This is a genomic window from Oharaeibacter diazotrophicus, assembly GCF_004362745.1.
Classification (GTDB): domain Bacteria; phylum Pseudomonadota; class Alphaproteobacteria; order Rhizobiales; family Pleomorphomonadaceae; genus Oharaeibacter; species Oharaeibacter diazotrophicus.
The window spans coordinates 674,573-699,291 of sequence record NZ_SNXY01000006.1 but is presented as its reverse complement, the minus strand read 5'-3'; the positions used below and the strand labels follow the sequence as shown (position 1 = coordinate 699,291).

At 70.2% G+C, this 24,719-nt stretch carries 22 protein-coding genes; 12 read left to right on the top strand and 10 right to left on the bottom strand.

Annotated features, from left to right (window positions below; all coding sequences use genetic code 11):
• Positions 1 to 51 precede the first annotated feature (51 nt).
• The 3 genes from EDD54_RS03380 to EDD54_RS03370 all read left to right on the top strand — a co-directional run bounded on the left by EDD54_RS03380 (position 52) and on the right by EDD54_RS03370 (position 4,213).
• Entirely contained in the window at positions 52 to 1,374 is a 1,323-nt protein-coding gene (locus tag EDD54_RS03380) for a homoserine dehydrogenase (protein ID WP_126536574.1), read from the top strand.
• Between the two features lie 117 nt (positions 1,375 to 1,491).
• On the top strand, positions 1,492 to 2,481 hold the full coding sequence (gene glpX, locus EDD54_RS03375; protein ID WP_126536576.1) for a class II fructose-bisphosphatase: 990 nt from the start codon (positions 1,492 to 1,494) through the stop codon (positions 2,479 to 2,481).
• Between the two features lie 106 nt (positions 2,482 to 2,587).
• Entirely contained in the window at positions 2,588 to 4,213 is a 1,626-nt protein-coding gene (locus tag EDD54_RS03370) for a hypothetical protein (protein ID WP_126536578.1), read from the top strand.
• 270 nt (positions 4,214 to 4,483) lie between these two features.
• Here the strand turns inward: EDD54_RS03370 and EDD54_RS03365 are convergent, their stop codons facing one another.
• The 4 genes from EDD54_RS03365 to EDD54_RS03350 form a co-directional block, all read right to left on the bottom strand.
• A complete protein-coding gene (locus EDD54_RS03365) occupies positions 4,484 to 5,125 on the bottom strand; it encodes a DsbA family oxidoreductase (protein WP_126536580.1) in 642 nt (213 codons plus the stop codon).
• 85 nt (positions 5,126 to 5,210) lie between these two features.
• On the bottom strand, positions 5,211 to 6,527 hold the full coding sequence (locus EDD54_RS03360) for a dihydroorotase (protein WP_126536582.1): 1,317 nt from the start codon (positions 6,525 to 6,527) through the stop codon (positions 5,211 to 5,213).
• Positions 6,524 to 7,489, bottom strand: a complete 966-nt coding sequence (locus tag EDD54_RS03355; protein WP_126536584.1) for an aspartate carbamoyltransferase catalytic subunit — start codon at positions 7,487 to 7,489, stop codon at positions 6,524 to 6,526. Before EDD54_RS03355 ends, EDD54_RS03360 begins: the two co-directional genes overlap by 4 nt.
• A 122-nt stretch (positions 7,490 to 7,611) precedes the next feature.
• On the bottom strand, positions 7,612 to 8,496 hold the full coding sequence (locus EDD54_RS03350) for a YicC/YloC family endoribonuclease (RefSeq protein ID WP_126536586.1): 885 nt from the start codon (positions 8,494 to 8,496) through the stop codon (positions 7,612 to 7,614).
• A 193-nt stretch (positions 8,497 to 8,689) separates the two neighbouring features.
• Between EDD54_RS03350 and gmk the strand changes: the two genes are divergently transcribed.
• On the top strand, positions 8,690 to 9,340 hold the full coding sequence (gene gmk / locus EDD54_RS03345) for a guanylate kinase (protein WP_126536588.1): 651 nt from the start codon (positions 8,690 to 8,692) through the stop codon (positions 9,338 to 9,340).
• A 352-nt stretch (positions 9,341 to 9,692) separates the two neighbouring features.
• Here gmk and EDD54_RS03340 read toward each other — a convergent pair whose 3' ends face one another.
• Both EDD54_RS03340 and EDD54_RS03335 read right to left on the bottom strand, forming a co-directional pair.
• Positions 9,693 to 10,904: a GNAT family N-acetyltransferase gene (locus tag EDD54_RS03340; protein ID WP_207620255.1), complete on the bottom strand. Its 1,212-nt coding sequence runs from the start codon at positions 10,902 to 10,904 to the stop codon at positions 9,693 to 9,695.
• Positions 10,901 to 12,121 (bottom strand): alanine racemase, encoded by a 1,221-nt coding sequence (locus tag EDD54_RS03335; RefSeq protein ID WP_126536590.1) that lies wholly within the window; start codon positions 12,119 to 12,121, stop codon positions 10,901 to 10,903. Before EDD54_RS03335 ends, EDD54_RS03340 begins: the two co-directional genes overlap by 4 nt.
• 283 nt (positions 12,122 to 12,404) lie before the next feature.
• On the opposite strand from EDD54_RS03335, the gene EDD54_RS03330 reads away from it, so the two are divergent.
• On the top strand, positions 12,405 to 13,601 hold the full coding sequence (locus EDD54_RS03330; protein ID WP_126536592.1) for a vWA domain-containing protein: 1,197 nt from the start codon (positions 12,405 to 12,407) through the stop codon (positions 13,599 to 13,601).
• A gap of 6 nt (positions 13,602 to 13,607) precedes the next feature.
• Here the strand turns inward: EDD54_RS03330 and hisI are convergent, their stop codons facing one another.
• The gene (gene hisI / locus EDD54_RS03325) at positions 13,608 to 14,078 is read right to left on the bottom strand and encodes a phosphoribosyl-AMP cyclohydrolase (protein ID WP_126536594.1); all 471 of its coding nucleotides are present in this window, start codon (positions 14,076 to 14,078) and stop codon (positions 13,608 to 13,610) included.
• Positions 14,079 to 14,104: 26 nt separating this feature from the next.
• Positions 14,105 to 14,740 carry a GTP cyclohydrolase I FolE gene (folE, locus tag EDD54_RS03320; protein ID WP_126536596.1) on the bottom strand — a complete coding sequence of 212 codons (636 nt, stop codon included), beginning with the start codon at positions 14,738 to 14,740 and terminating at the stop codon, positions 14,105 to 14,107.
• Positions 14,741 to 14,944: 204 nt separating this feature from the next.
• Between folE and EDD54_RS03315 the strand changes: the two genes are divergently transcribed.
• Entirely contained in the window at positions 14,945 to 15,406 is a 462-nt protein-coding gene (locus EDD54_RS03315; RefSeq protein ID WP_126536598.1) for an iron-sulfur cluster assembly scaffold protein, read from the top strand.
• Positions 15,407 to 15,438: 32 nt separating this feature from the next.
• Positions 15,439 to 15,786, top strand: a complete 348-nt coding sequence (yidD, locus tag EDD54_RS03310; RefSeq protein ID WP_126536600.1) for a membrane protein insertion efficiency factor YidD — start codon at positions 15,439 to 15,441, stop codon at positions 15,784 to 15,786.
• On the opposite strand, the gene EDD54_RS03305 is transcribed toward yidD, so the two are convergent.
• The gene (locus EDD54_RS03305; RefSeq protein ID WP_126536602.1) at positions 15,753 to 17,183 is read right to left on the bottom strand and encodes a DHA2 family efflux MFS transporter permease subunit; all 1,431 of its coding nucleotides are present in this window, start codon (positions 17,181 to 17,183) and stop codon (positions 15,753 to 15,755) included. The genes yidD and EDD54_RS03305 overlap by 34 nt on opposite strands.
• A gap of 240 nt (positions 17,184 to 17,423) precedes the next feature.
• On the opposite strand from EDD54_RS03305, the gene EDD54_RS03300 reads away from it, so the two are divergent.
• Together EDD54_RS03300 and thrS are read left to right on the top strand one after the other, a co-directional pair.
• Positions 17,424 to 18,710 (top strand): hypothetical protein, encoded by a 1,287-nt coding sequence (locus tag EDD54_RS03300; RefSeq protein WP_126536604.1) that lies wholly within the window; start codon positions 17,424 to 17,426, stop codon positions 18,708 to 18,710.
• 227 nt (positions 18,711 to 18,937) lie between these two features.
• Complete coding sequence (thrS, locus tag EDD54_RS03295; protein WP_126536606.1) at positions 18,938 to 20,926, top strand: threonine--tRNA ligase; 1,989 nt, start codon at positions 18,938 to 18,940, stop codon at positions 20,924 to 20,926.
• Between the two features lie 266 nt (positions 20,927 to 21,192).
• Here the strand turns inward: thrS and EDD54_RS03290 are convergent, their stop codons facing one another.
• Positions 21,193 to 21,777 (bottom strand): L,D-transpeptidase, encoded by a 585-nt coding sequence (locus EDD54_RS03290; RefSeq protein ID WP_126536608.1) that lies wholly within the window; start codon positions 21,775 to 21,777, stop codon positions 21,193 to 21,195.
• A gap of 175 nt (positions 21,778 to 21,952) precedes the next feature.
• Between EDD54_RS03290 and EDD54_RS03285 the strand changes: the two genes are divergently transcribed.
• From EDD54_RS03285 to EDD54_RS03275, 3 genes are all read left to right on the top strand, one after another.
• On the top strand, positions 21,953 to 22,525 hold the full coding sequence (locus EDD54_RS03285) for an NnrU family protein (protein ID WP_126536610.1): 573 nt from the start codon (positions 21,953 to 21,955) through the stop codon (positions 22,523 to 22,525).
• Between the two features lie 117 nt (positions 22,526 to 22,642).
• Positions 22,643 to 23,329: a tetratricopeptide repeat protein gene (locus EDD54_RS03280; protein ID WP_126536612.1), complete on the top strand. Its 687-nt coding sequence runs from the start codon at positions 22,643 to 22,645 to the stop codon at positions 23,327 to 23,329.
• A 4-nt stretch (positions 23,330 to 23,333) separates the two neighbouring features.
• Entirely contained in the window at positions 23,334 to 24,698 is a 1,365-nt protein-coding gene (locus EDD54_RS03275; RefSeq protein ID WP_126536614.1) for an outer membrane protein assembly factor BamB family protein, read from the top strand.
• Positions 24,699 to 24,719 lie beyond the last annotated feature (21 nt).

The following is a 24,719-nucleotide window of genomic DNA, read 5'->3' as shown; positions in this document are numbered from 1 at the left end:
CTGCTAAGGCGAGAGCGGTCGTCCCGGCGCGGGACATCATCGGGAAATGACATGTCGACACCGCTTCGTCTCGGGATCGCCGGCCTCGGCACCGTTGGTTCGTCCGTCCTGAGGCTGCTCGCCGGGAACCGCTCGACCGCCTCGACGCGCGCCGGCCGTCCGATCGTCGTCACCGCGGTGTCGGCCCGCGACCGCACGCGGGACCGCGGCGTCGACCTGTCCGAAGTCGCCTTCCACGCCGATCCGGTCGACCTCGCCCGCGACCCGAACGTCGACGTGGTGGTGGAACTGATCGGCGGCGCCTCCGGCGCGGCCGAGGCTGTGGTCCGCGCGGCGCTCGACCTCGGCAAACCGGTGGTGACCGCCAACAAGGCCCTGCTCGCCCGCCACGGCGTCGAACTCGCCCGGCTCGCCGAGGACCGCGGCGTCGCGCTCGCCTTCGAGGCGGCGGTCGCCGGCGGCATCCCGGTGATCAAGACGCTGAAGGAGAGCCTCGCCGGCAACCGGATCAGCCGCGTCTACGGCATCCTCAACGGCACCTGCAACTACATCCTGACCCGGATGGAGCGCGAGAGCCTGACCTTCGACGTCTGCCTGCGCGACGCCCAGGCGCTCGGCTATGCCGAGGCCGATCCGACCTTCGACGTCGAGGGCTACGACACCGCCCACAAGTTGTCGATCCTCGCCAGCCTCGCCTTCGGCACCGAGATCGACGCCGACGCCATCTACGTCGAGGGCATCTCCTCGATCACGCTCGCCGACATCCTCGCCGCCGACGAACTCGGCTACCGCATCAAGCTGCTCGGCATCGCCCGGCTCACCGAGACCGGCGTCGAGGCGCGCGTGCACCCGACCATGGTGCCGAAGTCCTCCGCGGTCGCCCGTACCGACGGCGTCCTCAACGCGGTGGCGCTCGACGGCGACGCCGTCGGGGAGATCGTGCTGGTCGGCCCCGGCGCCGGCGGCAACGCCACGGCCTCCTCGGTGATCGCCGACGTGGTCGACGTCGCCCGCGGCGGCGTGATCCCGGCCTTCGGCCGGCCGACGGCGCAACTCGAGCCCTACGTCCGCGCCGAGATCCAGACCCACACCGGCGGCTACTACGTCCGCATGCTGGTCTACGATCGCCCGGGCGCTCTGGCGGCGATCGCCACCCGTATGGCCGAACACGGCATTTCGCTGGAATCGATCGTGCAGCGCCGCCGGGCCCCGCGCCAGGAGGCGCCGACCACGGCTGTGCCGGTGGATCCGCAGCCGCTGGTGATGATCACCTACGCCACCCGCGAGACCGCGATCCGCGACGCCCTGCGCCTGATCGAGCAGGACGGTCACATTGCTTCGACTCCCAAACTAATCAGAATCGAAGATCTCTGAGGTTTGCTCCGCCGGGTTGGCACGCGTTTGCGCGCGAACTTCGCAATTCGGTGCATTGACGGCCGGGTCGCCCCGGATCTACGTCGGTGCGGACCCTAGTCCATCGAGGTTACGTCCATGTCGCTGAAACCCGGCAATTCGCTCGATCGCATCCTCACCCTCGAGTTGGTGCGCGTGACCGAGCGGGCCGCGGTCGCCGCCGCGCGCCTGCGCGGCCGGGGTGACGAGAAGGCCGCCGATCAGGCAGCGGTCGACGCGATGCGCCGCGAGCTCAACCAGCTTCCGATCCAGGGCACGGTGGTGATCGGCGAGGGCGAGCGCGACGAGGCGCCGATGCTGTACATCGGCGAGGAGGTCGGTCAGGGCAAGGGTCCGAAGGTGGACATCGCGCTCGACCCGCTCGAGGGCACCACGATCTGCGCCAAGAACCTGCCGAACTCGCTGGCCGTGATCGCCATCGCCGAGCAGGGCGGCCTCCTCAACGCGCCCGACGTCTACATGGACAAGATCGCGATCGGCCCGGGCTACCCGCCGGGCATCATCGACCTCGATTCCACCCCGTCCGAGAACATCCGCGCGCTCGCGGCCGCCAAGGGTGTGCCGGTCGGCGAGATCACCGCCTGCATCCTCGACCGGCCGCGCCACGCCCGCCTCGTCGAGGAGGTGCGCGCCACCGGCGCCTCGATCCGCCTGATCGGCGACGGCGACGTCGCCGGCGTGATCCACACCACCGAGCCGGACGAGACCGGCATCGACATCTACCTCGGCATCGGCGGCGCCCCCGAGGGCGTGCTCGCCGCCGCAGCGCTGCGCTGCATCGGCGGCCAGATGCAGGGCCGTCTCGTGATCAACCGCGAGGACCAGGTCCAGCGCGCCCAGCGCATGGGCATCGCCGACGTGCGCAAGAAATTCGCCATGGAGGAGATGGCCAAGGGCGACGTGCTGTTCGCCGCGACCGGCGTCACCGACGGCAACATGCTGCAGGGCGTGAAGTTTTCGCGCGGCGACCGGGTCACCACCCACACCGTCGTGATGCGCTCCTCGAGCGGCACCGTGCGCTGGATCAAGGCCAGCCACACCGACATGACCAAGTTCGAATCGACCTGAACGCAACCGGGCACCGACCAGAGGTCGAGATCGGCGCGAATCGGTGCGTTTTAAAATTGTGTAAATGATTCCTACACTCGCACGTTCCACTCACGGGGGGCGTGCGATGGATGTCTCCAGTCTGTTTCCGACGTGGCTCTTGCTCGGCGTCGCCATCTTCGGCGGCGCCATGGTACTGGCGCTGCTGACACCCTATTCGGTCATCAAGATCCGCCACGAGGTTCGGCTGCGCCGGATCCGGCTGATCGACGTGGTCGGCAAGATCTTCAAGGACCTCCAGCCGATCGACCGCGACGGCAGCGCCCAACCGAACACGTCCTTCGAGTTCGTGAAGGCGAAATACGGTGCCGACCTCGACCCGCCGCCGACGACGACTGGCCAGGACGGCGTCGTCGACCTGGCGAAGCTGCGCGATCTCGACCTCTCCGATCCGGCGGTCGACCGTTATCTCTCCGGCCTGCGCTGGTGGGACCTCACGTCCAATCGCCGGCTGCTCGGCGCTTCCGTCCTCTACGTCGTCGTCTGTTTCCTCGGATTCGCGCTGGCCGGACTGATCGCGACCGGCATCGAACCGCTCGAACTGGTCCGCGTCGTGGCCGAACCGGCGCGGGTCTGCCCCGAGATCGCCCGCAAGGCTTGTGCCTATTTCCACGACGCCGCCATCGTCGCGCTGCTGACGTTCCTCTCCTCCTACATCTTCACGCTCCGGATGTTCGTGCAGGCCGTGGCGCTGTTCGATCTCACCTCGGTGACGATGCTCAGGGCCGGTGTCCACATCCTGCTCAACGTGGTGTTCGCGACGTCGCTCTACCTCGCGATTCCCGAACCGCTCGCCGCCATTCCCGGCGTCGAAGCGGCCGTACCGGGCGCCGGGCCGACCGGTGGCTGGATCGTGGCGGCGCTGGTGTTCGGGTTCGTGCCCAACGTGGTGCTCGAATTCCTGTTTCGCGCGGCCGGGGAACTCGTCCGCACCGTCAAGGCGCCCGACAACCGCTTCACCAAGCCGGCGGCGTCGATCCCGCTCGACCTGATCGACGGCATCGACTTCTTCACGCGCTTCCGCCTGGAGGAGGCCAACGTGCTCGAGGTCCAGAACCTCGCCACCGCCAACCCGATCATGCTGCACATCGAGACGCCCTACGGGCTCTACGAGACGATCGACTGGGTGGCGCAGGCGCAGCTCTGCTCCAACGTCGGACCGGAGCGCTTCCTGATGCTGCGCGAGAACCACATCCGCACCATCTTCGACCTCGAGCGCCTTGTCCGCGGCGCGACCTCGACACCCGAGATCCGCCGCTGGATCGCCGGTGTGCTGTTCACCGGCACCCGGCGCAGCCGCGAGGTGCTGGAGATCAGCGGCTCCAAGCCGGCGAGCTTCGGCGACGGCGGCGGCGACAGCTTGACGCCCGAGGCCTTCGACAAGGCGCAGCTGTCGCTGTGGCAGAAGGGGGACAGCTTCGACGCCGGGCTGCGCCACTTCGTCAAGGTCATGATGGACGACCTGCACGTCATCCGCCTGCGCAAGATCTGGGAGGACATCGGCAAGTCGCTCGGCAAGGACGCGCTGGCGCTCGACGACGACTTCGAGATCGATCAGGCGGGCGAACCCCGTCCGGTTCGGCCGGCCCAGGCGGCGGCGCCGCCGATGGGCGGCGAAGGAGGGCAGTCCACGGATGCCGGCGAGGGTGGACAAGCAGCGAGCGCCGGCGAGGGCGGAGAGTCCCCCGTATGAGCCATCCGCAGCTTCCCGCCGGGCCGCTATTGCGGCAGGCACGTCGGACTACGCACGTCCGCACGACGAGCCGGGGCGTCGCGGTGCCTACCACCGCTTCCGCCAGTGGACGAGCGGCTGTCTCCCTGCGGATCACCGCCGCGGGCGCCTACCGTCTCTACTGCGGCCAACACACCCCGAGCGTCGATGGCAGGTCCGCATGCCGCGCCTCCGAACGCGCCCGATCCAGCCGGCACGCCGAGGTGCCGCCGGGCCGGGGTCGGGCACGCGTCACCCGCCGGTCGCGACGCGGCCGATCGCGTCGGCGAACACCTCGGTCGACTGCGCGCCGCTTAGGCCGTATTTGCCAGCGAGGATGGTGAAGGGCACGCCGGTGACGCCGATGCGGGAGGCCTCGGCGACCTCGGCGGCGACCGCCTCGCGGTCCTCGCCGGCGTCGAGACGGTCGCGGATCTCGGCACCGTCGAGGCCGACCGCCTCGGCGGCGGCGGCGAGCACGGCGGTGTCGCCGATGTCCTCGCCCTCCTCGAAGTAGAGCGCGAACAGTCGCTCGACCATCGCCTCGCCCTTGCCCTCCGCGGCGGCCCAGCGGATCAGACGGTGGGCGTCGAGGGTGTTCGGCGTGCGCTCGATGCGGTCGAAGGCGAAGGCGATGCCGACGTCGGCGCCCATGTCGACGAGGCGGCGGTGGATCTCGTCGACCCGGCCGAGGTCGCCGAACTTGGCCTTCATGTAGGCCTGCCGTTCGACGCCCTCGGCGGGCAGGTCGGGATCGAGCTGGAAGGGCCGGTAGCGCACCGTCGCAGCGACGTCGGGCAGGCCGGCGAGGGCGGCGTCGAGCCGGCGCTTGCCGAGGAAGCACCAGGGGCAGACGACGTCGACGACGACGTCGAGGGTGACGGGCAGGCTCATGGAACGGCACTCCGGACCGGGATCGGCCGGCATCCTAGCCCGACATGGTCTCGAAAGGGAACCCCGTCTCGTTCGGTAACCGGCTTCAGCCCCGCGCGAACACGGTGCGGCCGCCGACCATGGTGCGCCTCACCCGGCCGGTGAAGCGGGCGTCCTCGTAGGGGCTGTTCTTTGCCCGCGAGACGATGTCCTCCTTGGCGAGCACCCAGGGCTCGTCGAGGTCGAACACCACGAGGTCGGCCGGGGCGCCCGGCGCGAGCGTACCGGCGTCCAGGCCGACCAGGCGGGCCGGGCGGGTCGCCGTCGCCTCGATCAGCCTGGACAGCGACAGGTCGCCGGAATGGACGAGGCGCAGGCCCGCGGCGAGCAGGGTCTCGACGCCGATCGCGCCGTCGGCGGCCTCCGAGAAGGGCTGGCGCTTGGTCTCGACGTCCTGCGGGTCGTGGTTGGAGACGATCACGTCGATGGTGCCGTCGGCCACCGCCTGCACCAGGGCGCGGCGGTCGTCCTCCGAGCGCAGTGGCGGGTTCACCTTGTAGAAGGTGCGGTAGGCGCCGATGTCGATCTCGTTGAGGGTGACGTTGTTGATCGCCACCGCCGCCGTCGCCGCGATGCCCTCGTTCTTGGCCCAGGCGATCATCGCGACGCTCTCGGCTGTCGACAGTGCCGCGGCGTGGTAGCGCCCCTTGGCGAGGCGGGCGAGGCGGAGATCGCGGGCGAGCACGACGGTCTCGGCCTCGGACGGGATGCCCGGCAGGCCGAGCCGCACCGAGGCGTCGCCGAGGTTCATCACGCCGGACCCCGTCAGGTCGGCGTCGGCGGGCAGGTTCGAGACCAGCGCGTCGAAGTCGCGGGCGTAGGTGAGGGCGCGGCGCAGCACGTTGGCATTGGCGACCGAGCGCCGGCCGCTCGTGAAGCCGAGCGCGCCGGCCTCCTTCAGCAGCCCGAACTCGGTCAGTTCGGTGCCGTTCTGGCCCTTGGTCAGGGCAGCGAGCGGATGGATCCGCACCACCGCGGTGTCGCGGGCGCGGCGGAGCACGAAGTCGACCAGCGCCGGATCGTCGATCACCGGATCGGTGTCCGGCATCGTGACCAGCGTGGTGACGCCGCCGGCCGCGGCGGCCCGCGACAGGCTGGCGAAGGTCTCGCGGTGCTCGTGGCCGGGCTCGCCGACGAAGGCGCGCAGGTCGACGAGGCCGGGCGCGACCACGGCGCCGCCGCAGTCGATCACCTCGGCGCCGTCTGGGCGGCCGTTGCCGCGGGCGTCCGGTCCGGCGGCGCGGATCACTCCGCCGGTGACGATGACGGCGCCGGGCGCGTCGATGCCGCGGGAGGGATCGACCACGCGGGCGTTGTCGAGGACGATCGGGCGGGCGTCGCCATGGAGCGGGGTGGGGCTCATCGAACCGCCTCCGCGCCGTTGCCGCGGCCGGCGACGACCGCCTCCAGCACCGCCATGCGCACCGCCACGCCCATCTCGACCTGCTCCCGGATCAGGCTCTGCGGTCCGTCGGCGACGGCCGGATCGATCTCGACGCCCCGGTTCATCGGGCCCGGGTGCATCACCAGCGCGTCGGGCTTGGCATAGGCGAGCTTTTCCTCGTCGAGGCCCCAGTAGCGGAAATACTCGCGTACCGACGGCACGAAGGAGCCCTGCATCCGCTCGCGTTGCAGGCGCAGCATCATGACGATGTCGGCGTCCTTCAGGCCGTCCTTCATCGAGGTGGTGACCTCGAGGCCCATGTCGCGGAAGGCGCCCGGCACCAGCGTCGACGGCCCGACCAGCCGCACCCGCGCGTCGAGCGCCGTGAGCAGCAGGATGTTCGAGCGGGCGACGCGCGAATGGGCGACGTCGCCGCAGATCGCCACCGTCAGGCGTTCGATCCTGCCCTTGTGGCGGCGGATCGTCAGCGCGTCGAGGAGCGCCTGGGTCGGGTGCTCGTGGCTGCCGTCGCCGGCGTTGACCACCGAGCAGTCGACCTTCTGGGCGAGCAGGGCGACCGCGCCGGAGGCGTGGTGGCGGACCACGATGACGTCGGGGTTCATGGCGTTCAGCGTCATCGCGGTGTCGATGAGCGTCTCGCCCTTCTTCACCGAGGACTGCGACACCGCCATGTTCATGACGTCGGCCCCGAGCCGCTTGCCGGCGAGCTCGAACGACGACTGCGTGCGCGTCGAGTTCTCGAAGAAGAGATTGATCTGGGTGCGGCCGGCGAGCGTGTCGCGTCGCCTGTTCTTCTGCCGCTCGATGTCGACGAAGGCCTCGGCCCGGTCGAGGAGGTCGAGGATCTCGGGCTTGGACAGCCCCTCGATCCCGAGCAGGTGGGGGCGGTCGAACCCGTAGGGGTTGGCAGCGGTGGTCATGAGCCCGCGTGATAGGCCCGATCGGCGAAAACGGCAAGCGGAACGCGGCCGTCTCCACAGCTCCCGCGGTGTCGAACCGGTCTAGCAAGGTTCCAGGCGGTCGGGACGTCGAAGGCCCGGGATCACTCCACGTTCTGAACCTGCTCCTTGAACTGGTCGACGGTCGCCTTCAGGGCGAGCCCGATCCGCGTCAGCTCGGTGTCGTTCGACTTCGAGCAGAGCGTGTTGGTCTCGCGGTTGAACTCCTGGGCGAGGAAGTCGAGCCGGCGGCCGACCGCGTCCGGCGAGGCGAGCAGCTGGCGGGCCTGTGCCACGTGGGCCTTCAGCCGGTCGATCTCTTCGCGCACGTCGGCGCGGGTGGCGATCAGCGCCGCCTCCTGGTGCAGGCGCACCGGGTCGAGTTCTTGGCGGCCGAGCAGCACGGCGAGCTGTTCGGCGAGCCGGGCTCGGATCGCCTCGGGCGTGCGTGCCGGCAGCGCCTCCGCCTCGGTGAACAGCCGCTCGATCTCGTCGACGTGGCGGCCGAGCACGCCGGCGAGGGCGCGGCCCTCCTCGCGGCGGGCGGCGACGAAGTCCTTCAGCGTCGCCTCGAAGGCGGCGACGAGGTCGCGCTCGATCGCGGCGCGTGCCGCCTCGTCCGGTAGGTTCTCGACCACCTCGACGACGCCCTTGACCGCGAGCAGGCCGTCGACCGAGGCCGGCCTCAGGCCCTCGAGGTCCCCGTAGCGGCGCGCGGTCTCGACCAGGGCGTCGAGGAGGGCGGTGTCGATCCGGAAGGTGGTGGTCGCACCCTCGCGGGCGAGCTGGAGCGAGGCGGAGACGTTGCCGCGGGCGAGCGCCTCGCCGGCCTTCGCGCGCGCCTTCGCCTCGACGCCGTCCCAGCCCGGCGGCAGGCGGAAGCGCATGTCGAGCCCGCGGCCGTTCACCGAGCGGATCTCCCAGGCGTAGCGGTAGCCGGAGACCGATCCGTCGCGGCGGGCGAAGCCGGTCATGGAGGCGATGGTCATGGCGGGAACTCCGGGCTCGCGTGGCGTCCGCCCGCTTTCGCACGCCCCGGCGCCCGCCCGCAAGGGCGCGCCGTGCCCGCGCTTGACCGTCGCCGCGGCGGCGCGTATTCGCCCGGCCAGCGGAACGGCCGTTCATCGGACGGCAAGCGGTCCGTGCCACAAGATGTCGACGTCGCCCGCCGGGACGAGTGCCATGACCGCCACCACGACCGAACGCGTCAAGATCGCCCGCCGCGGGCTGATGCTGGTGATCTCCTCGCCCTCGGGCGCCGGCAAGGGCACGCTCTCGCGCCTCCTGCTCGAGAACGACCGCGACCTCACGCTGTCGATCTCGGTAACGACCCGGGGCCGCCGACCGAGCGAGGTCGACAAGGTCCACTACCACTTCATCACGCCGCAGCGCTTCCATGGCATGCGCGAGGGCGGCGAACTGCTGGAATCCGCCGAGGTCCACGGCAACTTCTACGGCACGCCGCGCGAGCCGGTGGAGACCGCGCTCGCCGGCGGGCTCGACGTGCTGTTCGACATCGACTGGCAGGGCGCCGCGCAGCTGCGCGACAAGATGGCGTCCGACGTCGTTTCGGTCTTCATCCTGCCGCCAACCATGGCCGAGCTGAAGTCGCGCCTGACGCGGCGCGCCGAGGATGCCGCCGACGTCATCGAGAAGCGCCTCTTCAACGCGCGCACCGAGATCGCGCAGTGGCCGAACTTCGACTACATCGTCGTCAACGACGACCTCGGCGGCGCCTACGCCGACCTGCAGGCGATCCTGCGCGCCGAGCGCAAGAAGCGCGAACGCATCGCCACCGGCGTCGAGGGCTTCGTCGCGACCCTGCTCGGATGAGGCGGACCTGCCGCCGGTGATTGAAATCGCGGGATGGCGAGCGTATCTTTTCGGAGTGAGGGAGGGCGGTTTGCCCCCGCCCTCCCTCTGATCGACTACGCGAACGTTATGCGGACCGTTATCACCCAGCGGTCCGCATATTTCGTCAAGCCGACCTCCAGCTTCCAACGCTTGCGCGTCATGGCCGGTCTCCTGCTCGGGGGCGAGGCCGTCGCCACGGTCCGGGAGGCCCGTCCCCCGGATCGCGCCGGCCGGGTACGGCGCTGCTGCTTCCGCCCCGCGAGCGGATGATCCTATCATCTTAAGTTGCAGGTTTGCACGTCGTTTCAACCGATGGCGCCTGCAACCGGCCTCAATCGTCCTCGGCCTCGCCGCCACGGCGGAACGGACCGGCCTCGGTCAGCGCCTCGCCGGCCTCGAGCACCGCGGCGCGCTCTTCGGCAAGGAAGCGGGCGACGGCGCGGCGGAAACCGGGGTCGGGAATAAAATGGGCCGAGCGCGTCACCGTCGGCAGGTAGCCGCGGGCGAGCTTGTGCTCGCCCTGCGCCCCGGCTTCGACCACCGCCAACCGATGGGCGATCGCGTGGTCGATCGCCTGGTGGTAGCAGACCTCGAAATGCAGGAAGGGGTGGTCCTCGACGCAACCCCAGTGGCGGCCGTAGACCGTGTCGGAGCCGAGGAAGTTGAGCGCGCCGGCGATCGGGCGGCCGTCGCGCTCGGCGATCACCAGCAGGATGCGCTCGGCCATCGCCTCCGACACCAGCGAGAAGAACGCCCGGTTCAGGTACGGCCGGCCCCACTTGCGGCTGCCGGTGTCCATGTAGAAGGCGTGGAAGGCGTCCCAGTGCGCCTCGGTCAGGTCGGCGCCGGTGAGCCGCCGCACCGTGATGCCGTTCGCCAGCGCGTCGCGACGCTCGCGCTTCAGCGCCTTGCGCTTGCGCGAGGAGAGTTCGGCGAGGAAGTCGTCGTAGCTGTCGTAACCGCGGTTGAGGAAGTGGAACTGCTGGTCGAACCGGACCAGGAAGTCGCGCGCCTCCAGCGTCTCGATCTCGGCGGCGGTGGCGAAGGTGACGTGTCCGGACGACAGGCCGATCTGGCGCACCACCGCCTTCAGCGCGTCGGCAAGGGCCGCACGGTGGGCCGGGTCGGCGGCGAGCAGGCGCGGTCCCGTCGCCGGCGTGAAGGGCACGGTGGCCTGGAGCTTCGGGTAGTAGCGCCCGCCAGCGCGCTCGTAGGCGTCGGCCCAGGAATGGTCGAACACGTATTCGCCCATCGAGTGGGCCTTGAGGTAGGCCGGCACCGCGCCGACGGTCGCGCCGGTGTCGTCGCCGAGCAGGAGATGCGAAGGCTGCCAGCCGGCGCGCGCCGAGACGCAGCCCGAGCGCTCCAGCGCGGCGAGGAAGGCGTGGGAGACGAAGGGGTTGAACGGCGCCGCGGAGGCGTCCGCCGCCTTCGTCAGGGCTCCGCCCGGCGCCATCGTCCAGCCGGGGTTGGCGAGGGCGTCCCAGTCGGCGGCGGGGATGTCGTCGATGCTGCGGACCGTCCGGACGGTGTATTCGGTCAACTGCCCATCGTCTCCAGCGAAACCAGGCTTTCGGCCGCCCCATCCTCGTCGAACGGAACCTCCACGTCGACGACCTTGTCGGGATAGAAGCCGTTGAAGCGGGTCCTGAGCGCCATCGAGTAGGCGCCGATGTGGCCGATCTCGATCCAATCGCCGGTGTCCACCGTTTCCGGCAGCCAGAACGGCCGCGACAGGATGTCGACGCTGTCGCAGGTGGCGCCGCAGACGCGGAACGGCACGATGTTCTTGGGGTCGCCGGTGCGCCGGCGCCGCGCCGGATCGGGGACGTGGCGGGCGGGCAGGGTGATCTTGCCGGTCCAGCTGTCGGACAGCGACGCCCAGATGCCGTCGTTGATGTAGAGCCGGCGGCCCTTCTTGAGCAGCACCCGCACCACCAGCGACAGGCAGTGCGCCGAGATCACCCGGCCGGGCTCGGCCACCAGCGGCAGGTCGTCGAAGCCCCACTCCACGATGTCCTGGCGCAGCCGCGCCATGATGTCGGTCAGGGCCGGCATGCCGTTGCCCATGGTGCGCCGGTCGACGCCGTAGACGGCCGGGAAGCCACCGCCGACGTCGAGGCCGGCAAGTTCCACCCCGGCGCGCGAGCGCACCCAGGCGGCCGAGGCGAGGGCGCGCTCGTAGGTGTCCGGGTCCTCGATCTGGCTGCCGACGTGGAAGCAGAGGCCGACCTTGAAGCCGATGCCGTGGATGCGCTGCACTAGCTCGACCGCGTGGCCGGGCGCCGCGCCGAATTTCTTGGAGAGTTCGTAGGCGGCGTGGCCCTTGGTGGCGATCCGGACGAACAGCGTGATCGTCTCCGGGTCCATGTCGAGGGCGCGGACGATGCGGACGATCTTCGCGACTTCGTCCTCGTGGTCGACCGCCATGGTGCGGATGCCGTAGGTCTCGAGCGCGAGGCGGATGTCGGACTGCGCCTTGACGGGATGCATGTAGAGCAGTTCCGCCGACGGGGCGACCGCGCGCGCCGCCGCGAATTCGGCCGGCGAGGCGACGTCGAAGCAGTCGATCCCGAGATCGGCGAGGGTCTTCAGCACGAAGGGCTCGCCGTTGGTCTTGACCGCATATGCCGTCTTGCCGGGAAAGGACTCCATGAAGGACTTCGCGTCCTTCTCCAGCACCGACCGCCGGAAGCAATAGACGGACTCGTCGGGCCGCAGCGTCAGGGCCATGTCGCGGGCGGTGCGGAAGCTGGTCATCGGCGGGGCTCGGCTCCGGCTGGATGCGATTCGGCGATGGTAGCAGGGCGATGGGGAGGGACGGTGACGGAACTCGTGCTCCAGAGGCCATGGGTAGGCAGCGCGTAAAATCCTACGTCGCCGATTGATGCGACGGTAATCCTAATACAAACAGGTAATTCCACTCATTTTCATTTTATGAATTCGTCCACCGCATCGGTCCGAGGGTGCAGTCGTTTCGACCGCGCAGCCCTCAGGACCTGCCATGCGCTCTTTCCGTGGTGATCACCGGGCCTCCATATCCATGATCGCAGCGCTCTGCCTGTTGCCGCTCGCCCTGACGGTCGGAATGTCGATCGACTACATCCGCCAGGCGGAGACACGCGACGCTATCCAGGAGATCGCCGACAAGGGTGCCGTGCTCGCCGTGTCCGACGAGCACAACACGAAGACGGCGGCGGAACTGAAGGCGAGCGCCGAAAGCTACTTGAAGAGCACCGCCTCGACGAACCTGTCGATCGGCGTCGACTTCGAGGTCGAGGTCGCCATCGACCTCGCCACGTCGCAGCGCCGCTCGTCAGTCTCTTACAAGGCCGAGTTGTCGACGACCTTCATGGGCGTCGTCGGCATCTCGAAACTCGGAATCGGCGGGGCGGCGTCCGCCGTGTCCGGGCTGCCGCCCGACACGAACTTCTATTTCCTGCTCGACACTTCCGACTCGATGGGGCTGGCGGCGACGGATGCGGCACGCGGCAGCCTGATCGCCCTGTCGCAGGCCAACGGGTCCGGCAGCTGCGAGTTCGCCTGCCACGTCGTTCGCGGAGGCTCCAAGAGCCTGCTCGCGATCGCCCGCGCGAACAATCTGAAGCTGCGCATCGACGTCGCGAAGGAAGGCATCACGAAGATCGTGTCGCTGGCGCAGGCCGCGGCGGCACGCGATGGCGTGGTGAACCGTTTTGCCCTGACGTCGATGGCCTCCCAGTTGAAGACGGTATCCGACCTGACGTCCGACGCGTCGGCTTTCTCATCGCAGCTTTCCGGTGTGGACCTCGGCTACGGCACCAGCGGACTGGCGAACACGCTGTGGGAATCGTCGGTGCCGAACTACCTGACCGAACTCGCCCGGCTGACGGCCGCCAGCAACGATCCGAATGCCGACCGTATCGTCGTACTCGTCACCGACGGTCTGCGCTCGCAGGACGGCGGCAGCGGCAAGGATTCGAACGGCCGTCCTCTGATCCGCGCCTTCGACCTCGACCAGTGCCAGGCCATCAAGGACGCGGGCTACAAGCTGGCGGTCATCTACACGATGTACTACGACATCCCTTACAATGGATGGTACAATACATACGTGAAACCTATCCGGGCCAACCTCGGCCCCAACCTCGCCTCCTGCGCGACGCCCGGGCTCTACGCCGTCGGAGACACCCCGGAGCAGATCGACGCGGCATTCGAGACGATCTTCAAGGCGATGCGGTCCTTCCCCCGTGTCTCCAGCTGAGGCTGGTCATCCCTTGCCGTAAACGTCCTTCGGGTCGAAGCGCCGCTCGCCGCCGACGTCTACGAGGCGCACCGGCCCGTCGGCCGCCTTCTGGCCGAGCGGAACCGAGCGGTAGAAGCAGGAGACGCGGCCGGTGTGGCAGGTGGCGCCGTGACCGTCGACGCGAACGGTCATCACCACGGCGTCCTGGTCGCAGTCAATCCTGAGGTCGACCACCTTCTGCACGTTGCCGCTGGTGGCGCCCTTGTGCCAGAGTTCGCCGCGCGAGCGGCTCCAGTACCAGCCCTCGCCGGTCTCGATCGTCAGCGCCAGCGCCTCGGCGTTCATGTGGCCGACCATCAGCACCTCGGCCGTGTCGGCGTCGAGGGTGACGCAGGTGATGGTGCCGTCGGCCCCGAAGCGGGGCGCCAACACGGCGCCGCCCTCGGCCTCCTGCTTGGAGGCGAGGGCGGGGAAGAGGGGGCGGTCGGCGGTCATCGTGGCTTTCGAGGGGGGCCGTCCGCTCACTTGGAGCGGACGAGCGTCATGAAACGGACCTGTTCGGTCGGATCGTCGCGGAAGACGCCGGTGAACTGGGTGGTGAGCGTGGAGACGCCGGCCTTCTGGACGCCGCGCATCGACATGCACATGTGTTCGGCCTCGATCATCACGGCGATGCCGCGCGGCTTCAGCGCCTCGTCGATGGCGGCGACGATCTGCGCGGTCATCGTCTCCTGGGTCTGGAGGCGACGGGCGTAGATGTCGACGACGCGGGCGAGCTTGGACAGCCCGACGACGCCCTCGGCCGGGTAGTAGGCGACGTGCGCCTTGCCGACGAAGGGCACCATGTGGTGCTCGCAGTGCGACTGGAACGGGATGTCGCGGACGAGGACGAGGTCGTCGTAGCCCGACACCTCCTCGAACACGCGGTCGAGGACGGCGTGCGGATCCTCGTCGTAGCCGCGGAACAGTTCGCCGTAGGCCTTGACCACGCGCTTCGGCGTGTCGAGCAGGCCCTCGCGGGTCGGATCGTCGCCGGCCCAGGCGATCAGCGTGCGGACGGCCGCTTCGGCCTCCTCGCGGGTCGGGCGGCGGCGCGGCGCGTCGGTCGCCGGCGCGCTGCGCTGCAACAGGCCGGCCGGCGTGAGGATGGCGTCCATGGGGAAACTCCCTGACTTCGTGTAATCCACCCGTCTTACGTCCCGGCGCGAGGATCGGACCACGCGACGGCATGCCGACGCGCCTCCCGGCGGCGATGGCGGATCCGGCCGGGCTCGCTTATATACGCGGGACCAGAACGCCTTGAAAGGCGACCCGTCCCCTCGAAGAGCGGAAGCGAGTACTCGGTTCCGCGGCCGATTGTCATGATCGACGACATCTACAACGCCAGGATCCTGGACTTCGCCGGAAACATCGCCCGTCTCGGCCGCCTCGCCGAGCCGGACGCGAGCGCCAAGGCGCATTCAAAACTCTGTGGTTCCACCGTGATCGTCGACCTGAAGCTCGACGGCGACCGCGTCGTCGACTTCGCGCACGACGTCAAGGCCTGCGCCCTCGGCCAGGCGTCGTCGTCGATCATGGCGCGCACGGTGGTCGGGGCCACGGCGCCGGAGCTGCGCGACCTGCGCGACACCATGCGCCGGATGCTGAAGGAGAACGGTCCGCCGCCGGCCGGCCGCTTCGAGGACTTCCGCTTCCTCGAACCGGTGCGCGACTTCAAGGCCCGTCACGCCTCGACGCTGCTGACTTTCGACGCGGTGGTCGACTGCCTCGACCAGATCGAACGCAAGCGCGCGGCGGCGACCGCCGACGGCGCGGCGGAGTGACGTCCCCGTGTCCGACACCCGGATCTGACGGCATGTGCGCCGCCTGCCGCCCCGGGGATCCGGCACCCCGCACGCCCGGCCGGTTGATCGGCCGGGCCGCGATCCGCCTCTACCAACTGACGCTGTCGCCGCTGATCGGCCGGCAGTGCCGTTACGCCCCGACCTGCTCGGCCTATACCGACGAGGCGATCGCCCGCTTCGGCCTGTGGACCGGCGGCTGGATCGGCCTCGCCCGCATCCTGCGGTGCAACCCGTGGGGTGCCGACGGCTACGATCCCATCCCGGAGGCGCTGCCGCCCGGGCACCGCTGGTGGGCGCCCTGGCGCGCGGCGCGCTGGACCGGCGCTCACATCGACCCTTCGACACGGCTGGGGTCCTGAAGCTCCGCCGCGACCGGCACCGGCCGGGCGCGGTGGCCCGAGACCTCGGCGCCGGCGCCCGGCGGCAGCCGTACGAAGAACACCAGCGAGATCAGGCTGATCGCACCGACGATCAGGAATGCGGGGCCGAAGTCGGCGGCGATCAGCGCGTGGTCGGCGCGCATGCTGCGCGTCCACTCCAGCGCCCCGGCCGCGACCGCGACGCCGAGCGACACCGACAGCTGCTGCGTCACGCTCGACAGGCTGGTCGCCTGGCTCATGCGCGGACGGTCGACGTCGGCGAAGCCGAGGGCGTTCAGCGCCGTGAACTGCAGCGAGCGGAAGAAGCCGCCGACGAGCAGCACCGCGAAGATCACCGCACTCGGCGTCGCCGCCGTGAAGAGGGCGCTCGCGACCAGGAAGACCGTGGCGGTCACGGTGTTGACCACCAGCACGGTGCGGAAGCCGAAGCGGCGCAGGATCCAGGGCGCCGTGAACTTCATGGTGATGGCGCCCGCCGCGGCGGCGAAGGTCAGCATGCCGCTCTGGAAGGCGGTGAGGCCGAAGCCGACCTGGAGCATCAGCGGCAGCAGGAACGGGATCGCCCCGACTCCGACGCGGAAGAACAGGCCGCCGACGACGGACGTCCGATAGGTGCCGATCCGGAACAGCCGGAGATCGATCAGCGGGTCGGCCGCCCGGCGGGCATGGACGACGTAGCCGGCGAGCGCCACGGCGCCGACCGTCACCATCGCGGCGATCACCGGCGCCGGCAGCAGCCCGATGCCGCTGGCGGCGACGCCGAACACGAAGCCGCCGAGACCGATGCCCGAGAGCAGGAAGCCGGCGACGTCGAGGCGGCGCGGTTCGGGTTCGCGGATGTTGGCGATGTAGGCCTGAACGAGGGCGATGCCGACGATGCCGATCGGCACGTTGATCCAGAAGATCCAGCGCCAATCGAAATAGGTGGTGATGAAGCCGCCGACCGGCGGGCCCATGACCGGCCCGATCAGCGCCGGCACGGTCAGCCAGGACAGCGCCCGGACGTAGTCCGCCTTCGGGACCGTGCGCAGCAGCACGAGCCGGCCGACCGGCACCATCATCGCACCGCCGGCGCCCTGGACGACGCGGGCGGCGACGAAGCCCTCGAGCGTCGACGACAGCCCGCACAGGATCGATCCGCCGACGAACACCACGATCGCGGTGCGGAACACGGTGCGGGCACCGAAGCGGTCCGCGAACCAGCCCGACACCGGCGTGAACACCGCGATCGAGATCAGGTAGCTCGTGAAGGCCAGCTTGAGCGCGATCGGGTCGACCGCGAGGTCGTGGGCGATGGCGGGCAGCGAGGTGGAGACCACCGACGAGTCGAGGTTCTCCATGAAGAGGGCGCAGGCGACGATGAGGGGGATCAGCATGATCGGCCGGACGAAGAATTGATAAGGCGACCTTATGGATCAGGGCGCGCCGACGGTCGAGAGGGAAAGTGTCCCGCTACGAAGCCGTGAACGCCGGTGATAGGGTCGTGACGCCGCGGCGACAGACCGTAAGGCGCGGAGGGGGCAAGCGGGGCCGACGGCACCGCGAACGGTTCGGACCGACCATGCGGGATGTCGGAGGACCGTCCAGAGCGAACCCGCTGCACGAGGAAATCGGACATGCTCGCCAAGTTCTTCCTGCCCACGCTCCTTCTCGCCACCGCCCTCACGGGCCATTCGGCCGCCGCCCTCGAGGCCGGCAAGGTCGAGCGCGTCGCCGAGACGATCGGCGGCGTCGCCGTCGACACCTTCCGCTGGTACGACTCCGCCGGACTCGTCCGCTCGGTCTCGTTCAAGAAGCAGGGCTCCGGCAACACCGGCAACGGCGGCTACGCCATCCGGATGACCTACCAGTACCGCGACGCCTCGGGCGTCAAGAACGTGGTGGCACCGGCTCCAGCCGGCGGCGACGGCGGCTTCGGCTACTTCGTCTCGCACGAGCGCTACCGCGACTTCGCCGACGGCAGCCAGGACACCATCGCGGGCAAGATCTTCCACGCCGACGATTCGCCGCTCGGCCTCGGCTTCCCGGCCACCATCGGCACCGCGGTGCGCCAGAACGGCGCCGTGATGGCCTACGCGGCCACCATCGCCTACCCGCGCTACGGCACCGTGGCGCAGCGCCCGGTGAACGCCAACGGCTCCGACAGCCCGGCGCTGCCGCTGACCGCGTCGGCCTACGCCCGCTACCTGATGCCGGCGACCCAGACCTGGTACTTCCAGTCCGGCCGCGACTATCCGCTCGTCCGCGTCCAGGTGAACATGTCCGGCCTGAAGCCCGATCAGGCCAGCTTCGACGTCCGTGCCCCCTATGGCGTGCTCGCCTTCGACAATGGCGGCAACAGCGCGGTCGGCAAGGTGATGTGGGGCGACCGCAAGCACTTCGTGACCACGACGAACCCGGTCACCCGCAATTCCAGCTGGACCTGGAACGCGGCCAACTCCGGCGGCCGCTACGTCGCGCTGATCGCCAACGGCTACGAGATGGGCATGTTCGAGCCGAAGCCCTTCGCGAGCTCCTCGCTGCGCGACGGCTACGCCGACGAGCGCGGCTCGACCTCGGCGACCTACCGCGGCGGCAAGGGCTGCGAGTGGCAGACCCAGCTGCTGCCCTGCGACTGGGAGTGGCCCTACCAGTCGCTGCAGTACAGCCTGCCCTACGACAGCAACACCACCCCGACGACCGGCAAGAAGATCGCCTGGGGTTCAAGCGCCTTCTACGGCACAGGCCCCGGCCTGAAGACCGTGTGGGACAGCCCCACGACGTCGCAGAGCTTCGTCGGCTACCCCTCCGGCGGCATCCTCTTCTACGACGTCTGCGTCGTGCTCGGCCGCTCCACCGCCGCGGGCCTGACCAAGACCGCCGCCGGCGTCGGCGCCTCGCTCTGCTCGACCTTCGGGCTCTGAGGCTCCGCCCGGCGCCTTGACCCGGTGCCGCTCCCGAATCCACGATCCCCCGCGACGACGGTCGCGGGGGATCGTCGTCCTTCGCGGGCAAGGCAAGGTCACTGCCGGCAGACCGGCGTCGTCCGCCGGTTGGACAACGGCCGCCCGGCCTTCTATACCCGCTTCCGTTTGGAAACCCGCTTACCCGCGCTCGTCTGCGGGAGTGAGCAGCAGAGGACGCGTGTGCGATGATCCACGTCACCTTCCCCGACGGTTCCGTGCGGCCCTTCGAGCCCGGCACCACCGGACAGGCGATCGCCGAGGGCATCTCCAAGTCACTGGCCAAGAAGGCCGTGGCGATGGCGCTCGACGGTGTGCTCGCCGATCTCTCCGATCCCATCACCGCCGACGCCCGGCTCGAGATCGTCACCCGCGACGATCCCCGCGCGCTCGAGCTGATCCGCCACGACGCCGCGCACGTGATGGCCGAGGCGGTGCAGGAGCTGTTCCCCGGCACCCAGGTCACCATCGGCCCGGTGATCGAGAACGGCTTCTACTACGACTTCTACCGCCCCGAGGGCCCGTTCACCCCGGAGGACCTGCCGAAGATCGAGGCCAAGATGCGCGAGATCATCGCGCGCGACGCCCGCTTCACCAAGGAGGTCTGGACCCGCGATCAGGCCAAGGACTGGTTCGCCACCAAGGGCGAGGCGTTCAAGATCGAGCTGGTCGACGCGATTCCCGCCGGACAGGACCTCAAGATCTACCGCCAGGGTCAGTGGCTCGACCTCTGCCGCGGTCCGCACATGACCTCGGTCGGCAAGATCGGCAACGCCTTCAAGCTGATGAAGGTGGCCGGCGCCTATTGGCGCGGCGACAGCGACCGCGAGATGCTGACCCGCATCTACGGCACCGCCTGGCACACCCAGGAGGACCTCGACGCCTATCTGAAGATGCTCGAGGAGGCCGAGAAGCGCGACCATCGCCGGCTCGGCCGCGAGATGGACCTGTTCCACTTCCAGGAAGAGGGCCCGGGCGTCGTGTTCTGGCACGGCAAGGGCTGGACCATCTTCCAGGAACTGGTCGCCTACATGCGCCGGCGCCTGCGCGGCGACTACCAGGAGGTCAACGCCCCGCAGGTGCTCGACAAGAGCCTGTGGGAGACCTCCGGCCACTGGGGCTGGTACCGCGAGAACATGTTCGGCGTGCAGTCGGCCGGCGACGAGGCCGAGGACAAGCGCCTGTTCGCCCTCAAGCCGATGAACTGCCCCGGCCACCTGCAGATCTTCAAGCACGGTCTGAGGAGCTACCGCGAACTGCCGCTCCGTCTTGCGGAATTCGGCGTCGTTCACCGCTACGAGGCCTCCGGCGCCATGCACGGCCTGATGCGCGTACGCGGCTTCACCCAGGACGACGCGCACATCTTCTGCACCGAGGAGCAGATGGCCGCGGAGTGCCACAAGATCAACGACCTGATCCTGTCGGTCTACCGCGACTTCGGCTTCGACGAGGTCACCGTCAAGCTCTCGACCCGGCCCGAGAAGCGCGTCGGCTCCGACGCGCTCTGGGATCACGCCGAGGAGGTGATGACCAAGGTGCTGGAGGAGATCGCCGCCAACTCCGGCGGGCGGATCAAGACCGGCATCAATCCGGGCGAGGGCGCCTTCTACGGCCCGAAGTTCGAGTACACCCTGCGCGACGCCATCGGCCGTGAGTGGCAGTGCGGCACCACCCAGGTCGACTTCAACCTGCCGGAGCGGTTCGGCGCCTTCTACGTCGACAAGGACGGCGAGAAGAAGACGCCGGTGATGATCCACCGCGCCATCTGCGGCTCGATGGAGCGTTTCCTCGGCATCCTGATCGAGAACTACGCCGGGCACTTCCCGCTGTGGCTCTCGCCGGTGCAGGTGGTCGTCACCACCATCACCTCCGAGGCCGACGACTACGCCTTCAAGGTCTACGAGACCCTGCGCAAGGCCGGCATCCGCGCCGAGGTCGATCTGCGCAACGAGAAGATCAACTACAAGGTCCGCGAGCACAGCCACGCGAAGGTCCCGCTGATCTTCGTCTGCGGCAAGCGCGAGGCGGAGGAGAACGCGGTCAACGTCCGCCGGCTCGGCAGCCAGCATCCTCAGGCGACGAGCCTTGCCGACGCCCTCGCCATGCTCGCCGCCGAGACCACCCCGCCCGACGTCGCCCGAGCCCGCGCGGAAGCGGCCGCCGAAGCGGCGGAGTAAGAACGGACAGGCCGGTCGGACGTCAGGTCCGGCCGGCCGGTTCGGGCGGCCCCTCGGGTAGTGTCACGCGGCGAAGTCGAACCGGGTTCGGGATTCGCATGCCCTCCGGATGGGCTGGTCCGCGCAGGCGGACCATCTACGGGCTGGGGCCGGACGTTTCCGTGTCCGCCTTCATGCCGATGCGGCCCTGAACGGGCGTGGATGGTCCGCCTTCGCGGACCAAGTCGGCTCGAGCGGGGTGCCCGCGCTTCGACCGCACCACCCCTTCAGCGCTTGATCACCACCCGCATGCTGTCGCGGCCGTATTCCTTGGCGAGCGCGAACAGGGCCTTGGCGTTGTCGGGGTGCAGGCGGACGCAGCCGTGGGAGGCGGGCGAGCCGAGGCGGCGGACGTGCGGCGTCGCGTGGATGGCGTAGCCGCCGGTGAAGAAGATCGCGTGCGGCATCGGCGCGTTGTCGTATTTGCGCGAGTACCACATCGTGTGCATCCGGTAGGGCGTCCACTGCCCGGTCGGCGTGACGTAGCCGCGGCCGGCGGTCGAGACCTTCCAGGAATAGCGCTCGGTGCCGTCGACGATCACGCGCATGCGCTGCGCGCCGATGTCGACCTTGACGATCACCTTCGGCGCGAGGGCGGCGCGCGCCGCCAGCGAGGGCTGGCGCGGGGCCTCGGCGACGTCGCCGTCCGGATGCAGCGCCGCCGGCTCGACGAGGTCGGGCGTGGTCGGCAGGGCGGGGCGGATCAGGGCGAGCTGGAGCGAATCGGGTAGCGGCGCCTCGGCGGCGGACGCGGCGGGGGCGATCGCGACGACGGACGCGACGAGACCGGCCAGGGTGGCGAAGCGATACATGACGACCTCCCGGGGACCGAGCCACGATGACGCGAAGGGGTTGAGATTGAGATAATTCGAGCTAAGTCTTCGCCGCTGCCCTCGTTCGGGGAGGGCGCACGGCGTCGGCGCGCCCCCGCGCACCCGCCCGAGCGGACACCCGCCGTCCGCGCGAACGCCCCCGACGGGTGATCCCATGACGATCCTGCTCCTCGGCCTCGTCGTCTTCCTCGGCGCGCACGCCGTCCGCATCGTGGCGCCGTCGGCGCGCGACGCCCTCGCGGCGCGCCTCGGCGCCATGCCGTTCCGCGCGCTCTACTCCCTCGTCTCGCTGGTCGGTCTGGTGCTGATCGTGGTCGGCTACGGCGCCGCCCGCGAGGCCCCCGTCCCGCTGTGGGATCCGCCGGTCTTCACCCGTCACCTCGCGGCGACGCTGATGATCTTCGTGTTCCCGCTCCTGTTCGCGGCCTACCTGCCGGGCCGGATCTCGCGGGCGACGAAGCACCCGATGCTGGCGGCGGTGAAGATCTGGGCCTTCGCCCACCTGATCGCCAACGGCACGCTCGCCGACGTCGTCCTGTTCGGCTCGTTCCTCGCCTGGGCCGTCGCCGCGCGGATCTCGGCCAAGCGCCACCCGCGCCCCGCGGTGGTCACGGCGCCGCCACGCGCGGCCAACGACGCGATCGCGGTCATCGCCGGTCTCGTGGTCTACGCCCTGTTCGTCACGGTGCTGCACCTGTGGCTGATCGGCGTCGCGCCGCTCGGCTGACGGATTTCCGGGCTTCCGGCGCGCCGCGACGTTGGCGACGCGCCGAAAAGCCTGTAAACGCCTGTCCGGAGGAGGTCGGCGGAGCGCCGGCCCGACGGGACGATCCGAGAGGACGGAATGACGGACATCTTCGACGAGGTCGGCGAAGACCTCAGGCGCGACCGGCTGACGAAGCTCTGGAAGAGCTACAGCGGCGTCGTGATCGGTGTCGCCGTCCTGATCGTCGCCGGCACCGCCGCGTGGCGCGGCTGGGAATACTACACCGAGCGCCAGGCCGCCGCCGCCGGCGACGCCTTCCGCGCCGCCCTCGCATCCGCCAAGGACGAGGACCACGGTGCCGTCGCCGAGGCGCTGACCGCCTTCGCCTCCGACGCGCCGAAGGACTATCGCGCGCTCGCCCTGATGCGCGCCGCCGCCGAGCGCCTCGCCGCCGGCGAGACTGACAACGCCCTCGCCGCCTTCGAGACGATTTCCAAGGACGCCGCGGTGCCGCAGGAGATCCGCGACGTCGCGGCGCTCCGTGCCGCCATGGTCGCTGTCGACCGCGACGACCTCGCCGCGATCAAGGCCCGCGTCGCCCCCTACGACAACGACGTCAGCCCGTGGCGCTTCTCGGCGCGCGAACTGGTGGCGCTCGCCGCCGTCAAGGCCGAGGCCTGGGACGAGGCCCGCGCCGCCCTCGCCAAGATCGACAACGACCCGCAGACGCCGCAGGACGTGTCGTCCCGCGCCGGCATCCTCTCCGGTATCGTCCGCGCCGCGGCCGGCGAGCCGGCCAAGCCCGCCACGCCGGCCGGGTCCTGATCCGATGCCCCGCGCCCGCCGCTACGCCCTCGTCTTCGCCGCGATCGCCCCGCTCGCCGTCGCCGGCTGCGGCACCGACGGGCCGGTGGACGCGATTTCCAACCTGAACCCGTTCAAGCAGGAAGAGCAGAAGGTTCCCGGCAACCGCCGCTCCGTCCTGGAGGGCGCCGACCCTGTCGCCGCCGTCACCGGCAAGCCGGCCGTGATCGGCGCGCCGACGGCGCTGTCCGGCTGGCCGCAGCCGGGCGGCAACGCCGCCAACGACCCCGGCAACGTCGCCGCGGGCTCGGCCGGCGGCAGCGCCTGGAGCACCGACGCCGGCCGCGCCTCGGCGTCGGGCACCTTCGGCTTCTCCTCGAGCGCCGGCATCCGCGTCTCCGCCCGGCCCGTGGCGGCCGGCGGCGTCGTCTACAGCTACGATCCCGAGGGCAACGTCACCGCCACCGCCGCCTCGAACGGCGGCCGGGTGTTCCGCGTCAACGTCCGGCCGCAGGGCGAGGGCGATGCGGTCAACGGCGGCGGCGTCGCCGTCGACGGCGGCCGCGTCTATGCCGCCACCGGCTTCGGCGAGGTCGTGGCGCTCGACGCAGGTTCCGGCGGCGTGGTCTGGCGGGCCAAGCTCGACGCGCCCGCGCGCGGCGCGCCTACCGCGGCGGCCGGCAAGGTCGTGGCGGTGACGCAGGCCGGCACCGTGTTCGCCCTCGACGCCGCCACCGGCGCCAAGGCCTGGACCGCGTCGTCCGACGGCAGCGGCGCCGGCCTCCTCGGCACCTCGAGCCCGGCGGTCGCCGGCAACCTCGTGATCGCCCCGACCAACTCCGGTGCGATCCTGGCGCTCGATCTCGCCAGCGGCGCCGAGAAGTGGCGCGGCACGGTCACCGGCGGATCGCGCATCGACGCCGTCACGGGCCTGCGCGACGCGTCGGCGAGCCCGGTCGTCCACGCCGGCGTGGTCTACGCCACCGGCGTCGGCGGCCGGCTGGTGGCGCTGAAGGCGGACACCGGCGAGGTGGTCTGGGATCAGGCGATCGGCAGCGCCCACACCCCGGTGGTGTCCGGCGAGGCCGTGTTCCTGGTCGACCTGTCGGACCGTCTCGTCGCCTTCGACCGCACCCGCGGCACGGTGCTGTGGGCGACGCAGCTGCCATCCGCCTCGGGCAAGCGCCGCGTCACCTGGGCCGGTCCGCTGCTCGCCAACGGCCGGCTCTGGGCCGTCTCGGTCGACGGCAAGATCGCCTCGGTCGACGCGCGCGACGGCTCGTCGGGCCCGGTCGGTGCGATCGGCCTCGAGGGCGCGATCGCGCCGATCGCGGTCGACGGACGGATCGTCGTGCTCGGCGGCGACGGCCGGCTGACCGCACTGAACTGACCGGCGGTGCCGGATATTCCG

Bases quoted from the DNA above. Each gene is read 5' to 3' on its own strand.
- EDD54_RS03380 (WP_126536574.1), top strand. From the start codon at position 52: ATGTCGACACCGCTTCGTCTCGGGATCGCCGGCCTCGGCACCGTTGGT.
- glpX (WP_126536576.1), top strand. From the start codon at position 1,492: ATGTCGCTGAAACCCGGCAATTCGCTCGATCGCATCCTCACCCTCGAG.
- EDD54_RS03370 (WP_126536578.1), top strand. From the start codon at position 2,588: ATGGATGTCTCCAGTCTGTTTCCGACGTGGCTCTTGCTCGGCGTCGCC.
- EDD54_RS03365 (WP_126536580.1), bottom strand. From the start codon at position 5,125: ATGAGCCTGCCCGTCACCCTCGACGTCGTCGTCGACGTCGTCTGCCCC.
- EDD54_RS03360 (WP_126536582.1), bottom strand. From the start codon at position 6,527: ATGAGCCCCACCCCGCTCCATGGCGACGCCCGCCCGATCGTCCTCGAC.
- EDD54_RS03355 (WP_126536584.1), bottom strand. From the start codon at position 7,489: ATGACCACCGCTGCCAACCCCTACGGGTTCGACCGCCCCCACCTGCTC.
- EDD54_RS03350 (WP_126536586.1), bottom strand. From the start codon at position 8,496: ATGACCATCGCCTCCATGACCGGCTTCGCCCGCCGCGACGGATCGGTC.
- gmk (WP_126536588.1), top strand. From the start codon at position 8,690: ATGACCGCCACCACGACCGAACGCGTCAAGATCGCCCGCCGCGGGCTG.
- EDD54_RS03335 (WP_126536590.1), bottom strand. From the start codon at position 12,121: ATGACCAGCTTCCGCACCGCCCGCGACATGGCCCTGACGCTGCGGCCC.
- EDD54_RS03330 (WP_126536592.1), top strand. From the start codon at position 12,405: ATGATCGCAGCGCTCTGCCTGTTGCCGCTCGCCCTGACGGTCGGAATG.
- hisI (WP_126536594.1), bottom strand. From the start codon at position 14,078: ATGACCGCCGACCGCCCCCTCTTCCCCGCCCTCGCCTCCAAGCAGGAG.
- folE (WP_126536596.1), bottom strand. From the start codon at position 14,740: ATGGACGCCATCCTCACGCCGGCCGGCCTGTTGCAGCGCAGCGCGCCG.
- EDD54_RS03315 (WP_126536598.1), top strand. From the start codon at position 14,945: ATGATCGACGACATCTACAACGCCAGGATCCTGGACTTCGCCGGAAAC.
- yidD (WP_126536600.1), top strand. From the start codon at position 15,439: ATGTGCGCCGCCTGCCGCCCCGGGGATCCGGCACCCCGCACGCCCGGC.
- EDD54_RS03305 (WP_126536602.1), bottom strand. From the start codon at position 17,183: ATGCTGATCCCCCTCATCGTCGCCTGCGCCCTCTTCATGGAGAACCTC.
- EDD54_RS03300 (WP_126536604.1), top strand. From the start codon at position 17,424: ATGCTCGCCAAGTTCTTCCTGCCCACGCTCCTTCTCGCCACCGCCCTC.
- thrS (WP_126536606.1), top strand. From the start codon at position 18,938: ATGATCCACGTCACCTTCCCCGACGGTTCCGTGCGGCCCTTCGAGCCC.
- EDD54_RS03290 (WP_126536608.1), bottom strand. From the start codon at position 21,777: ATGTATCGCTTCGCCACCCTGGCCGGTCTCGTCGCGTCCGTCGTCGCG.
- EDD54_RS03285 (WP_126536610.1), top strand. From the start codon at position 21,953: ATGACGATCCTGCTCCTCGGCCTCGTCGTCTTCCTCGGCGCGCACGCC.
- EDD54_RS03280 (WP_126536612.1), top strand. From the start codon at position 22,643: ATGACGGACATCTTCGACGAGGTCGGCGAAGACCTCAGGCGCGACCGG.
- EDD54_RS03275 (WP_126536614.1), top strand. From the start codon at position 23,334: ATGCCCCGCGCCCGCCGCTACGCCCTCGTCTTCGCCGCGATCGCCCCG.